Annotated in this window: 13 protein-coding genes; 4 read left to right on the top strand and 9 right to left on the bottom strand. The window is 72.0% G+C overall.

Annotated features, from left to right (window positions below; genetic code table 11):
- Window positions 1–266 precede the first annotated feature (266 nt).
- The 4 genes from OG392_RS01745 (at window position 267) to OG392_RS01730 (ending at window position 3,055) form a co-directional block, all read left to right on the top strand.
- Window positions 267–689, top strand: coding sequence for an STAS domain-containing protein (locus tag OG392_RS01745; protein WP_329274715.1), 423 nt, complete (start codon window positions 267–269; stop codon window positions 687–689).
- Window positions 686–862, top strand: coding sequence for a hypothetical protein (locus OG392_RS01740; protein ID WP_329274713.1), 177 nt, complete (start codon window positions 686–688; stop codon window positions 860–862). Before OG392_RS01745 ends, OG392_RS01740 begins: the two co-directional genes overlap by 4 nt.
- A 237-nt stretch (window positions 863–1,099) precedes the next feature.
- Entirely contained in the window at window positions 1,100–2,422 is a 1,323-nt protein-coding gene (locus OG392_RS01735) for an extracellular solute-binding protein (RefSeq protein WP_329274710.1), read from the top strand.
- 72 nt (window positions 2,423–2,494) lie between these two features.
- Window positions 2,495–3,055 (top strand): flavoprotein, encoded by a 561-nt coding sequence (locus tag OG392_RS01730; protein WP_329274707.1) that lies wholly within the window; start codon window positions 2,495–2,497, stop codon window positions 3,053–3,055.
- A 128-nt stretch (window positions 3,056–3,183) separates the two neighbouring features.
- Here OG392_RS01730 and OG392_RS01725 read toward each other — a convergent pair whose 3' ends face one another.
- The 9 genes from OG392_RS01725 to OG392_RS01685 form a co-directional block, all read right to left on the bottom strand.
- Complete coding sequence (locus OG392_RS01725; protein WP_329274705.1) at window positions 3,184–3,756, bottom strand: GNAT family N-acetyltransferase; 573 nt, start codon at window positions 3,754–3,756, stop codon at window positions 3,184–3,186.
- Between the two features lie 67 nt (window positions 3,757–3,823).
- The gene (locus tag OG392_RS01720; protein WP_329274704.1) at window positions 3,824–5,053 is read right to left on the bottom strand and encodes an FUSC family protein; all 1,230 of its coding nucleotides are present in this window, start codon (window positions 5,051–5,053) and stop codon (window positions 3,824–3,826) included.
- 193 nt (window positions 5,054–5,246) lie between these two features.
- On the bottom strand, window positions 5,247–5,615 hold the full coding sequence (locus OG392_RS01715; RefSeq protein ID WP_329274702.1) for a low affinity iron permease family protein: 369 nt from the start codon (window positions 5,613–5,615) through the stop codon (window positions 5,247–5,249).
- A gap of 264 nt (window positions 5,616–5,879) precedes the next feature.
- Window positions 5,880–7,121 carry a cytochrome P450 family protein gene (locus tag OG392_RS01710; RefSeq protein ID WP_329274699.1) on the bottom strand — a complete coding sequence of 414 codons (1,242 nt, stop codon included), beginning with the start codon at window positions 7,119–7,121 and terminating at the stop codon, window positions 5,880–5,882.
- Window positions 7,118–8,347 carry a cytochrome P450 gene (locus OG392_RS01705; RefSeq protein WP_329274695.1) on the bottom strand — a complete coding sequence of 410 codons (1,230 nt, stop codon included), beginning with the start codon at window positions 8,345–8,347 and terminating at the stop codon, window positions 7,118–7,120. Before OG392_RS01705 ends, OG392_RS01710 begins: the two co-directional genes overlap by 4 nt.
- On the bottom strand, window positions 8,344–8,973 hold the full coding sequence (locus OG392_RS01700; RefSeq protein WP_329274692.1) for a GTP-binding protein: 630 nt from the start codon (window positions 8,971–8,973) through the stop codon (window positions 8,344–8,346). The genes OG392_RS01705 and OG392_RS01700 overlap by 4 nt, the downstream gene beginning before the upstream one ends.
- Window positions 8,954–9,307 (bottom strand): DUF742 domain-containing protein, encoded by a 354-nt coding sequence (locus OG392_RS01695; protein ID WP_329274689.1) that lies wholly within the window; start codon window positions 9,305–9,307, stop codon window positions 8,954–8,956. The genes OG392_RS01700 and OG392_RS01695 overlap by 20 nt, the downstream gene beginning before the upstream one ends.
- Window positions 9,304–9,705, bottom strand: coding sequence for a roadblock/LC7 domain-containing protein (locus OG392_RS01690; protein WP_073903351.1), 402 nt, complete (start codon window positions 9,703–9,705; stop codon window positions 9,304–9,306). Before OG392_RS01690 ends, OG392_RS01695 begins: the two co-directional genes overlap by 4 nt.
- Entirely contained in the window at window positions 9,705–11,348 is a 1,644-nt protein-coding gene (locus tag OG392_RS01685; RefSeq protein ID WP_329274683.1) for an ATP-binding protein, read from the bottom strand. Before OG392_RS01685 ends, OG392_RS01690 begins: the two co-directional genes overlap by 1 nt.
- Window positions 11,349–11,805 lie beyond the last annotated feature (457 nt).

Raw genomic sequence — 11,805 nt, 5'->3', positions numbered from 1 at the left:
TCTCTCGCCCCGGGCTTCACGCCGGCCGTCCAGGACCGCCCCCGGGGCCCGTCACGTTACGCGGGGCGGGCCACCGCAGAGCCGGGGCGCGCCGCGCCGGCCGCCACCGTCGACCCGTGTTTCCTCGCCGCGGTCAAGATCCTCGCCGTGGTTGTCCTCCTCCGGGCGTAATCTTTCCCCCGTGTCGGGCATAGGCGCTGATCACATGGGGTGAATGCGCCGCGGGGCTCGTTTCCCGAGACCGGTCCGGAGGCGTTGATGGAGATGTGACCACCTCAAGCACCGCCCCGATAAAGCCCGCTCCTCTCACCGCACCGGTCCCGTCCGCCGTACACGACTCGGGCGCGGACACCGCGCCCTGCGCCATAGTCGTCGCATCCTGCACGACCTTCGGCAGCACTCTGGTCGTCCACCTGGCCGGGGAGATCGACCACTACAGCGCCATCCCGCTGCGGACGCTGCTGGCCTCCGCCGCCGACGGCGGCTGCACCGGGCTCGTGCTGGACACGAGCCAGGTCACCTTCTGCGACTCCGGCTTCCTCGCCGTTCTCGACTGGTGGCCCCGGCGCGGACGCCGCCTCAGGCTCGCGAACCGGTCGAGGGCTGTTCAGCACCTCATGGACACCGCGTGCCCCGCGGGGCGGCGGACGGCCCACGCCGACGCGTCGAAGGCGACGGCCACGTCATGACGTTCATCCTCCTGACCTGCGTTCCCATGGCCGCGGCCGTCCTGCTCGTCCAGTGGGAACCCCGCGAACGCCGCCGCGAACGCCGCCACCCGGCCCGGCCTTCCGGGCGCCCCGTCCGCAGAAGGCTGATCCACTGTCACCTGGCGCTCCCGCTCCAGGAGGCCCTCGTGTAGACGAGGACGTGTGGGGGCCGGCGGCGGAACGCAGGCCCCCACATCTGTTCCGCCCGACGGCCGGGAACAGACCGTCGGCTGACACTCCCTCGCGGAGAGCGGCGGACAATAGGGAGCGTTCTACGCGCGTCATATTCGGACGCGGCATATGAGAAAGCACCAGACCCCGCGGGTTCGGTTGGAGAAAATGCCACAATTCTTGAGCGGGTGACGTCATGTGTCCCGATTCAGGAGAGGATGCCGGACGCACTGTCCGAAGAAATCAAAAGGAACGATCCCGTGCGACCAAGACTCTCCGGCGCCACCGCCTCCGTGGCCGCACTCGGACTGCTGGGCTCCTTCGTCACGTCCTGCGGCTCGTCCGGAAGCGGCGACGGGACGACCTTGCGCCTGGTGGCGGCCGAGTACGGCACCAGCCCGGGGACCAGCTCCAAGGAGTACTGGGACCGACTGATCGCGGCTTTCACCGCCGCCCACCCCGGTAAGAAGGTCGAGGTGACGCTCCACCCGTGGGCCGAGATCGACCGTGAGGTCACCCGCCTCGTCGAAGAGGGAAACGCCCCCGACGTGGCGCTGATGGGCGCGTACTCCGATTTCGCGGCACAGGGCCGGCTCTATGCCGCCGACGAACTGCTCTCGGTGAGGGTGGAGTCGAACTTCCTGGCACCGCTGGTCAAGGCGGGTTCGGTCGACAACACGCTCTACGGCCTGCCCTTCGTGGCCAGCAGCCGGCTTCTCTTCTACAACGAGGAGCTGTTCGACAAGGCCGGAGCGAAGCCGCCGAAGACCTGGAACGAACTGGAAACGGCGGCCAAGGCCCTCAAGGCGGAGGGTGTGCCCTGCCCGTACGCCCTGCCGCTCGGCCCCGAGGAGGCCCACGCCGAGGCACTGATCTGGGAACTGAGCAACGGCGGAGGGTACGCCGGCGACACCGGCGGATACGACATCGCGTCCGACCGGAACACGGAGACATTCCGCTGGATCAAGAACAATCTCGTCGAGCCCGGCCTGACCGGCCCGGTACCGCCGGGCGGCGTCAACCGGAAGGACGCGTTCGCCGCATTCCTGCGCGGTGAAGTCGGAATGCTGAACGGATATCCCTCGCTTCTGCACGAGGCGCGGGCGAAGGGAATGAAGGTCGGCACGCTGAGAATGCCGGTCTCGGACACGCTGGAAGACGGAATGGCGACGGCTTCTGCGGGTGTCGCCGACTGGATGATGGCTTTCAAGCGCGATGGAAATCGTGAACTCGTGGGCAGCTTTCTCGATTTCGTCTACGAGGACAAGAACCTCACCACGTTCGCCAGCCGCTACCATCTGCTGCCCTCCACGGTCACCGCGAGCCAGGCGTCCAAGGACGCGGCGAACCCCGGCAACGAGCAGTTCCTCGACGCCCTGAGCGGTGCCGAGCTCTACCCGGTGAACGAACCGTCCTGGCTGCAGGTGAGCAACACCATCAAGAGGAACATCGGCCGGGCTGTCGCGCCGTCCTCCGACCCGAAGGCCGTTCTGGACGGCATCGCCGACGAGGTCCAGAACATCGTGGACCAGCGGGAGTGAGGCGCGCCCCGCTCCGCGTGCGCCCGTGATGCCACCCGGAGCGGAGATGATCGTGTGTGATCGGATAGGCGCATGCCTACTCGGACCTTGTACCTCTTCAGCTGCGCGGCCCCGCCCGTCTTCGACATCGCCCATGTCATCGAGGACGCGCAGGCCGACGGCTGGGACGTCTGCCTCGGCCTCACCCCCGCAGCCGCACGCTGGCTCGGTGACTCGCTCGACGGCCTCGCCGTTCTCACGGGCCATCCCGTCCGCTGGGACTACGAGCTGCCCGGACAGCCTGAGGTGTGGCCGCCGGCGGACGCCATCCTCCTGGCGCCGGCCACGTTCAACACGATCAACCAGTGGGCGCTCGGGCTGACGGACAAGTTCGTCGTCGGCGTCGTGGCCGAGGGCATCGGAAAGCGGATCCCCACGGTGACGATGCCGTGCGTGAACGCGGCCTACGCTCAGCACCCCGCCTTCGAACGGTCGGTGGAGACGCTCCGCGCGGCCGGCGTCACCGTCCTCTACGGGGAGGGCGGATTCGTGCCGAACCAGCCCGGGACGCCGGAGGCCTACCCGTGGGGAGTGGCGCTCGGCGCTGTCCGCGCGGAGCCGTACGAACCGGCTCGTGGCGGTCGATCCGAGTGACGGTCGGCAGGGACCGGCGATCAGCCAGGGGCCGGTGAACGGTCAGGTGCCGGTGCGCGTGGCCTCGGCGACCGTGGCGCTGACCGTGGTGCTCCCCTCCCCGTGACGCGCCCGGGGCAGTCGGTGCGTCAGCGCAGGTCGAGCCGCATCAGGACCCGCGGATGACCCGCCAGTACCGAAGTGGTGTCGGCGGCATGGGTGAACCCGGCGCGTTCGAAGTTCTTCCGGATCCCCGCGTACGCCATCGTCAGGTCGACCTTGGCGTCACCGTTGTCCAGCGGGTACGCCTCGACCGCCGGTGCGCCGTGGCCGCGGGCGAACTCGACCGCACCGGCGATGAGGGCGTGCGAGATCCCCTTCCCGCGGTGACCGGGGCGCACCCGGACGCACCACAGCGCCCAGACCGGCAGGTCGTCGACGTGCGGGATCTTACGGCTGCGCGCGAACGAGGTGCCCGAGCGCGGTGCCACGGCGGCCCAGCCGACAGGCTCGTCGCCGTCGTACGCGAGCACACCCGGCGGAGGCGTCGACCGGCACAGCTCGGCGACGTACTCACCGCGGGCCGGACCGCGGAGCTCGTTGTTGAGCTTGGACGGGATCCGGTAGCTCAGGCACCAGCAGACGTTGGCCCCGGGCGACTTCGGACCGACCAGGGCGCGGACGTCCTCGAAGACGGACGCCGGGCGGACGACGATGGTCATGACCCCACGATGTCACGCGCCCGCGGTCGCTGCCGACCCGCCTCCGCGTACCCCCGTCGCCGAGCGCTCAGCCGTCGGCACGGGCGGCCCGGCGCGCGTTCCACCGGTCGCGGAGGGCGAGACGGCGTCGGCGGTCGGTCCGCTCACGGACCCGCCGGTCCAGCTCCTCCATCAGCCGGTGGCCCCGGTGCTCGGGGTCGAGTTCGTCGAGGATCCGGTCGACCTCGGTGAGCAGGGCCCCGTACAGCTGCCACCGTCCGGCGTCCGCGAGGGCGAGGGCGAGGAGCCGGTCGGCGGCGTGGTCACGGCAGGCCCTCGCCGCCCGCAGCTCGCCCGCGAGCCGGGTCTCCGCGGCCTCGGCGTCCTCGCTGCCGCGCGCGGTGACCAGGACGGCGAAACTGACGAGGGCGTCGGCGGTGTACTGGGCGGTCTCACGGATGGCGAGGGCGGCCGGCTCGGGCAGCAGCTGGTGCCCGTCACGGTGCTTCGCGAGGTCGGTGAGGGTGCGGGCGAGGACCCGCAGGACGACGGCGCAGATCTCCAGGGTGTCGAGGCCGGTACGCAGCACCACCCGGTGCAGGAGGCCCTCCTTGACACGGGGGTTGAGCCGCAGGCTGTCCTCGGCGGTGCGCAGCGCCCCGTCGACGTCGGCGACGTCGTTGTCGAGACGGCGGGCCTCGTGGAGCCTGGTCGCGGCCCGCTCGACGGGAGGCGCGCCGGTGAACTCCTCCGCCACGTCGAGGAGCAGCAGCCGCATCCGCCGGGCGAGGTCCTCGATGGAGTCGCCCGCGGTGTCGACCCAGACGGGCGGAGCCAGGACCAGGTTGAAGAGCATGCCCACGGCGGCGCCGATGAGGGTCTCCAGGACGCGGTCCCAGGCGGTGTCGGACACCTGGGTGACGCCGAGGACGAGCATCGCGCTGATGGCGACCTCGGGGATGAACTCCTCGACCCTGACGAGCCGGCCGACGAGCAGGGAGGCGAGGATGACGAGGGCGAGACTCCACCAGGAGAGGCCGACGACGGCACTGAACGCGATGGCGATGAGCACGCCGACGACGACCGAGTTCACCCGGCGCAGGCTCGTGGTCACGGTGGAGTAGAGCGTGACCTGGACGACGAGCAGGGCGGTGAGGGGCGCGGTGAGGGGCACCGGTTCGGCGCTCAGCCGGAGGGCCACGACATAGCTGAGGGTGGCCGCCGCCGCGGACCGCACGGTCTGGACGGCGAACGGGTCACGCCGGAGGCGCGCGAGCAGCCCCTGGCCCTGGTTCTGCTGTCCTTTGCCGACTGCCACGCCCCACCTCGTCCGTCGCCGCCCCGCAGGGGGCCTCTGGACAACCCGCCTGCCCGGACGCTCCGGGGTTCATACGCGGGTACGGCCGGGCGGACGAGGGATCACCCCCGCTTCGGGGACGGACGGCTCGGCGCGGGCCGGCCGAGCCCGCCCGGGAGGTGACGCCCCGCACGTGGGGGACGCGCCGACGGTCTTACTGGTTCTCCTCCATCCGGATCGCCTGCCGCAGTTCGTCGGCCGCCCTGTGGCCGGTGCCTTCGCGTTGCTCCAGAAGAGCTGCCGCGATGGCGTCCAGCTTGCGCTGAACAGCGTGTGTGTCACGCCGTTCGGTGTTCTTCAGGAGAGCGAGCAGGAGGAGGTTGACGGCCGTCATGACGTCCCCGGCGAAGATCAGCCAGGACAGCGGCGGATGCAGGAAATGCAGGACGACCGTGCCGAGGACCAGGAGCACGCACAGGACGTAGAACAGCGGGGAGCCGGTGACGTTCGACGCCCGATCGGAGAACGCGGCGAACCGGTCGTGTTCGGGTCCGCCGCGCTCGGCGGGATGCTCAGTGGTCATGCACGCCATGCTCCCTGTCCTCGCCCCACCGGTCCGGGACCGTCGGACGCCGGGCGCGCCCTGCCTCTCCGCGACCCGGCTCCACCGCGGTGCGGGAGTCCTCCCGGCCCTCGACCGACGGCAGACCCCACGGAGTGCCTCACGGCGGACCCGGCGGACGTCACGGACCTCGCGGAGTGCCCGGACCCCGGGCGTGCCACCGGGTGCGGGCCGGAGACATCGGCCCGCACCCGGTGGACACCGGGCCCACTCGTCGAGGTCCCGTCAGACCAGGACGACCGGGAGGTCGAACAGGTCGTTCTGCGTGACGACCGGCTTGTTCCGCAGCTCCTCGGGCGCGACGGCGAGACGCAGCCCCGGGAAACGCGCGTACAGGGCCGGCAGGGCCACCGACGCCTCCAGACGGGAGAGCGCTGCACCCGGGCAGACGTGCGGGCCGTGACCGAAGGAGATGTGGCGGTTCGGCGTACGGGTCACGTCGAACGAGCCCGCCGTCGGGCCGTACTGCTCCTCGTCCCGGCCGATGGCGCCGAACGAGACGATCAGCGCCTCGCCCTTGGGCAGGATCCGGTCGCCCACCTCGATGTCCTCGGTGGCGAAGCGGATCAGCACGTGAGAGGTGGGCGTCGACCAGCGCAGGGTCTCCTCGATCACGTTCGCCCACGGCACCTCCCCGGAGAGGACCAGGGCACGCTGCTCGGGGTGGGTCTCCAGAGCCAGGACGGCGTTCACGATGAGGCTGATCGTCGTCTCGTGCCCGGCCGCCACCATCAGCTGGAGCGTGTTGGTGATCTCCTCCGTGGTGAGGCGGTCGCCGCCCTCCGACGCCTCGATCAGCGCGCTCGTGAGGTCGTCACCGGGCTTCTCGACCTTGCCCGCCACGATGCCCGCGAACAGCGTGCCCAGGTCCGCCATCATCTGCGGCACCTCCTCGGGCGGCGTCTGCGTCGAGAAGAACTTCTCGAACAGGGCCTTCATCCGCGGGTGGTCGACCGGGTCGACGCCCATGAGGTCGCTGACCACGTTCATCGGCAGCGGGTAGGCGAACTCCGCCTTCAGGTCGACCGTCTCGCCCGCCGGAAGCTCCGCCAGCCGGTCCAGCATGCCCGTGGTGAGGGCCTCGATGCCCTCGCGCAGCCGCTCGACCCGGCGCGTGGTCAGCGCCTGCGCGACCAGCGTACGCAGCCGCCGGTGCTCGTCGCCGTCCACCGTCAGCATCGACTTGCCGGGGTTCGCGAGGCCGATCAGCGGCCAGTCCATGGGTATCTCGCCGCGCTGCCAGGCCCCCCAGGCGTCGATGTCCTTGACCAGGCGGGCGTCGGTGAGCAGCCGCCGCGCCTCGGCGTGGTGGGTGACGGCCCAGCAGGGCACCCCGCCGGGCAGGACGACACGGGCCAGCGGGCCCGCGGCCCGCAGCCGGGCGCTCTCGCCGTCGAGGTCGGCGACGAAGGGGTCCAGGACGATGGCGTCGGCGGCGGACGCGGCGTGGGCGTGCGGGCAGGTCATCCGAGGGCTCCAAGGGCGGGGGTCGGGGTGTAGGTCACGGGGAGCGCGGAGAGTCCGCGCAGCCAGGGGGAGGGGCGGCGGGCGAGGTCGGCCGCGGGGACCGCGAGGTCGACGTCCGGCAGCCGGTCGAGCAGCACCTCGATCCCCGTGCGCGCGATGGTCTCGGCGACCTCCTGCGCGGGGAAGGGACAGCGGTGCTCGCCGTGGCCGAAGGACAGGTAGGCGTTGTTGCCGCCGGTGAGCCGGCCCGCGTCGGCGCGCACGTGCGGGTCGGAGTTGGCGGCGGCCAGACCGAGCAGCAGCAGGTCGCCGCGGCCGATCCGGCGCCCGCCCAGGTGGGTGTCGCGCGAGGCCCAGCGGCCGGCGACGTTCTGGGTGGGGGTGTCCTCCCACAGGACCTCGTTCATCGCCTCGCCGACGCTGTGCCGGCCGCCGGACAGCGAGGCGGCGAACCGGTCGTCGGTGAGCATCAGCCGCAGCGAGTTGCCGATCCAGTCGGCGGTGGGCTGATGGCCGGCGGCCAGCATCACCATGAGGTCCTGGGCGACCTCCTCGACCGTGAAGCCGTCGGTGTTGCCCAGCATCCGGGAGGCCACGTCGTCGCCCGGCTCCTCCGCCTTCGCGGCGAGGAGGGCGAACATCGACTCCGCGAGGTGACGCTGGCCCTCCAGCGCGCCCTCCTGGCCGTTGATCATGTCGTTGAGGGCGGTGACGAGCCCCGGCCCCTGCTCCTCGGAGAAGCCGTAGACGCTGGCGAGGACGCGTACCGGCAGCAGCATCGCGTACTCGGCGATGATGTCGCAGGACCCCTTGCCGCACAGTGCGTCGATCAGCTCGTCGGCGAAGCGCTCGGCCCGCTCCTTGAGCACGAACGGGTCGATCCCCTCCAGGGCCGAGGAGATGACGTTCGCGCGCTCGCGGTGCCGCTCCCCGACGGTGTAGAGGATGGACGGCTGCTTGCGGCCGATCATCGGCAGCAGCGGCCAGTCCGGCGGAATGGAGTCCCACTGGTTCCACAGATCGGAGTCGCGGGAGAAGAGGGCGGGGTCGCTGGTGACCTGGTGGAGTTCGCGGTAGCCGAGGACCAGCCAGGCCGGTATGCCGCCGTCCAGCACGACGGGGGCGACCGCTCCGTGCTCGCGCCGGATCTGCCGGTACAGCTCGGTGGGGTCGGTCTGGAAGCGTGGCCCGCTGAGGGGGACGGGCGGGTGCTCGGGGAGGGTCACGGGGTGGGCTCCGGGATCGGCTGCGGGACCGGCGGCGTGGCCGGGGCGACGACGGTCCGCAGGTGCTCGACGAGCGAGATGAGGACCTGCTTGCTGGACTCGCGCGACCGGGCGTCGCAGAAGACCAGCGGAACCTCGTCGGCGAGGTCGAGGGCCCCGCGGATCTGGGCGGGGGTGTGGGACGGGCCGCCGAAGTCGTTGCAGGCGACGACGAACGGCGTCCCGTGGTGCTCCAGGCGGTCGATGGCGTACCAGGAGTCGGCGAGCCGACGGGTGTCGACGAGCACCACCGCGCCGAGCGTCCCGGAGAACAGCCGGTCCCACAGGAACCAGAACCGCTCCTGGCCGGGTGCCCCGAACAGGTACAGGACGTTGTGGGTGTCGAGCGAGATCCGGCCGAAGTCGAAGGCCACGGTGGTGGCCGACTTGGCGGCGACCCCGGAGGTGTCGTCGACGCCTTCGCCCGCCTGCGTCATCGTCTCCTCGGTGTTCAGCGGACGGATCTCGCTGACCGAGCGGACGAGGGTGGTCTTGCCGACTCCGAATCCGCCGACGACGACGATCTTCAGTCCGTTGTCGGCGGTGCTGTGCAGGGTCTGGCGCTGTTCAGAGGTTACGGAGTCCAACGAGCACCTGCTCCAGGATGTCGTGATCGGGAAGGCTGTACGACGCACGGGGATGCCGGGCGCTGATCCCGCCGGTGTCGTGCAGGTCGGCCAGGAGGATCCGGGTGATCGACACGGGCAGACCTAGCCCGGCCGCGACCTCCACCACCGCGGTGGGGTACCGGCACATGCGCAGGATGGCGGCGTGCTCCGACTGCATGCCGGGGGCCGGGTCGCTCTCGGAGACCACCAGGGTCACCAGGTCGAAGGAGTCGGACCCGGCACGGCTGCGGCCGCCGGTCAGGGTGTAGAGCCGGTCGGGGGAGTCGTCCCTGCCCGGTCTGCCGCGGCTCATCCCCGGGGCCTCGCGACCAGGTGCTCGCTCAACTGCTCCACCAGCTCCGACATGTTGTGGCCCACGAGGCCGGCGTCGGCGTCCTCGTCGGCGACGACGGCGAGGTGGGCTCCCTCGCCGGCCTCCACGATGAAGAGGATGCCGCCATAGAACTCGGCGATCGCGGAGCGGACCCCGCCGGTGCCGTCGCCGAACTCCACGGAGGCACCGTGCGACAGGCTCTGGATGCCGGCGGCGATCGCGGCGAGCTGGTCGGCCTGGTCGACGGAGAGCTCGGGGGTGCGGCAGAGCTTGAGGCCGTCGCGGGAGAGCACCAGGGCGTGCCGGGTGCCCGGGGTGCGTTCCAGCAGGCCCTCGAGGAGCCAGCTGAGCTTCTCGTCGGTGGTGGAGCCGGTCATTACGAGGTGCCTTCCGGGTACGGGGGGTTCGAGGACGGCGACGGCGTCCGCGGAGCGGACGTCGGGCCGGCCGGATCGGTGGGTGCGGAGGAGGAGCCGGGACGGTCGTCGCCGGCGGGCGTGACGGTGGCGGTCTCCGGCGCGGGGGCGCCTTCGGGCTCGCCGTCCGGCCGGGCGGTGGTGGCGCGGACCGCGCGGCGGAACGTACCGAACCGGTTCGCCGCGCCGGCGGCCGCGCCGGTGCGCGGCCCTTCGGCGGGAGTCTTCTCGGAGGCCAGCGGCCCCTCGGGGTGGGCGGCGGCCATGGCACGGCCGCGGCGGCGCTGGGGCAGGCCGCTCTCGCCGAACCGCGGGTGTTCGCCGGTGGCCTCGGCCGCGTTGTCGTGCACGGTCTCGGTCTCGGGCTCGGGGGCCGGGGCGGCGGTCGTGCCGCCCGTCGTGGCGGGCACGGACAGGCCGCGGCCCGAGACCGGCGGCAGCGGGTCGGCGGGTGTGGCCGTCGGCTCCGCGGGTGCGTGGCTGATCAGCTCCTGCGGCAGCATGAGCAGGGCGCCGGTGCCGCCGCGCGCGGAGGGGCGGAACGACACGGTGAGGCCGTGCTTGCGCGCCAGTCGGCCGACGACCGCGAGGCCGAGGCGGGTACCGGAGAGGCCGGCCAGGTCCTGCGGCGCCGAACCGACGGCGGCCTCCGCGCGGCGCTGCTGCACGTCGCTCATCACGAGGCCGCTGTCCTCGATGGCGACGATGACGCCGGCCGGGACCTCCTCGACGTAGACGTGCACCTCGGCGGTGGGCGGCGAGAAGTTCGCCGCGTTGTCCATGAGTTCGGCCAGGGCGTGCATGACGCCCTCGGCCGCGTGCCCGGCGACGGCCGCGTCGCTGCTGGAGTGCAGGCGCACCCGCTGGTAGCCGCTGATCCGGCCCATGGCGCCGCGGAGGATCGACTCCATGACGATGGGGCGGGCCCAGCGCCGGCCGGACCTGGCCCCGCTGAGCACGGCGACGGAGTCGGCGAGCCGGCCCGCCTGCGCGGTGCGGTGGTCGAGGTGGAGCAGGTCGGTCAGGACGTCCTCGTCGGCGTGCCGGTTCTCCATCTCGCGGAGGTCGGCGAGCATGCTCGTCGCGAGGGCCTGCATACGGCCGGCGGCGTTGGCCGCGGCGGCCATGGCCGCGGACCGGCCGGACTCGGCGCGGCGCAGCCGGGTTTCGAGCCGCGCGGTCTCGGCGGCTCGTTCCCGGCGCAGTACGGCGATCTCGGCCGCGTGGGACCGGGCGAGTTCCTCGGACCGGGCCGCGTGGGCCGCCCGGGCGGCGGCGGTCTCCGCCTCCAGGCGGTCCTTGAGGGTGGCGGTCTCACGCTCGGCGGTGGCCGCGAACCGGGCGACGTACGCGTCCTTGGAGGCGACTTCGGAGGCGAGGGTCTCGGCGCGCCGGGCGAGTACGCGCGCGGTCCGCCCGTACCAGGTCACGGCGAAGGCCGCGGCCGAGAGCAGCAGGACGCCGCAGGCGGCGAACCAGCCGAGCGGGGTACGGACTCCGCCCGGCGCCGCGGCGACGGAGGCCACTGCGAGCGCACCGCCCGCGGCGGCGGTCAGCAGCGAGGCGGTCAGGGCAGGACGGAAGGGGGTGGGTGACGCCGACATCAACCAGACTCTCAAGAGCGGGCACGCGGGGAAGGAAGACGCAACGACGGCACTATAGATGCGTTGTTGATCAGTTCGGAACTCTTGTGATCGGATCGGCATTCATTGAGGGCAATACTTTTCCGGTACCGCGCCCGAGAAGGTCCGCACTTGTTGACCCCGCAGGAAGTGCCGGACAGCAAGCGCTTCCTGAGTGCTCCTCGGTTGCGGGCGCTTTCTACTCGCCCCGAAGTCACGGAGGTTGGAGCCGGAGACGGTGCGGAGCGAAGCCTTCCGCCCCCGTGTCCGGCGGCCCGGTGGCCCTCCGGATGCGACCGGTGAACCACCGGACCGCGCCCGCCTCGGCCGCCCCACCGGCCACCGCCGGCCCACCGTCCCGGCACGGAAAATTCGTTTGTGCCCGGTCGGCACCACCGACAGGATCGGGAGCACCGATGAGTTCTTCCCGGCGCCGCCG

The sequence above is a fragment of the Streptomyces sp. NBC_00691 genome (assembly GCF_036226665.1).
Taxonomy (GTDB): Bacteria; Actinomycetota; Actinomycetes; order Streptomycetales; family Streptomycetaceae; genus Streptomyces.
The sequence above is the reverse complement of the archived record's forward strand: the minus strand, read 5'-3'. Positions and strand labels throughout refer to the sequence as shown.

What these genes read in the sequence shown, in the direction of transcription:
- OG392_RS01695 (WP_329274689.1), bottom strand. Translation starts at nt 9,307, where the DNA reads ATGAGCCGCGGCAGACCGGGCAGGGACGACTCCCCCGACCGGCTCTAC.
- OG392_RS01685 (WP_329274683.1), bottom strand. Translation starts at nt 11,348, where the DNA reads ATGTCGGCGTCACCCACCCCCTTCCGTCCTGCCCTGACCGCCTCGCTG.
- OG392_RS01730 (WP_329274707.1), top strand. Translation starts at nt 2,495, where the DNA reads ATGCCTACTCGGACCTTGTACCTCTTCAGCTGCGCGGCCCCGCCCGTC.
- OG392_RS01725 (WP_329274705.1), bottom strand. Translation starts at nt 3,756, where the DNA reads ATGACCATCGTCGTCCGCCCGGCGTCCGTCTTCGAGGACGTCCGCGCC.
- OG392_RS01715 (WP_329274702.1), bottom strand. Translation starts at nt 5,615, where the DNA reads ATGACCACTGAGCATCCCGCCGAGCGCGGCGGACCCGAACACGACCGG.
- OG392_RS01735 (WP_329274710.1), top strand. Translation starts at nt 1,100, where the DNA reads ATGCCGGACGCACTGTCCGAAGAAATCAAAAGGAACGATCCCGTGCGA.
- OG392_RS01710 (WP_329274699.1), bottom strand. Translation starts at nt 7,121, where the DNA reads ATGACCTGCCCGCACGCCCACGCCGCGTCCGCCGCCGACGCCATCGTC.
- OG392_RS01690 (WP_073903351.1), bottom strand. Translation starts at nt 9,705, where the DNA reads ATGACCGGCTCCACCACCGACGAGAAGCTCAGCTGGCTCCTCGAGGGC.
- OG392_RS01740 (WP_329274713.1), top strand. Translation starts at nt 686, where the DNA reads ATGACGTTCATCCTCCTGACCTGCGTTCCCATGGCCGCGGCCGTCCTG.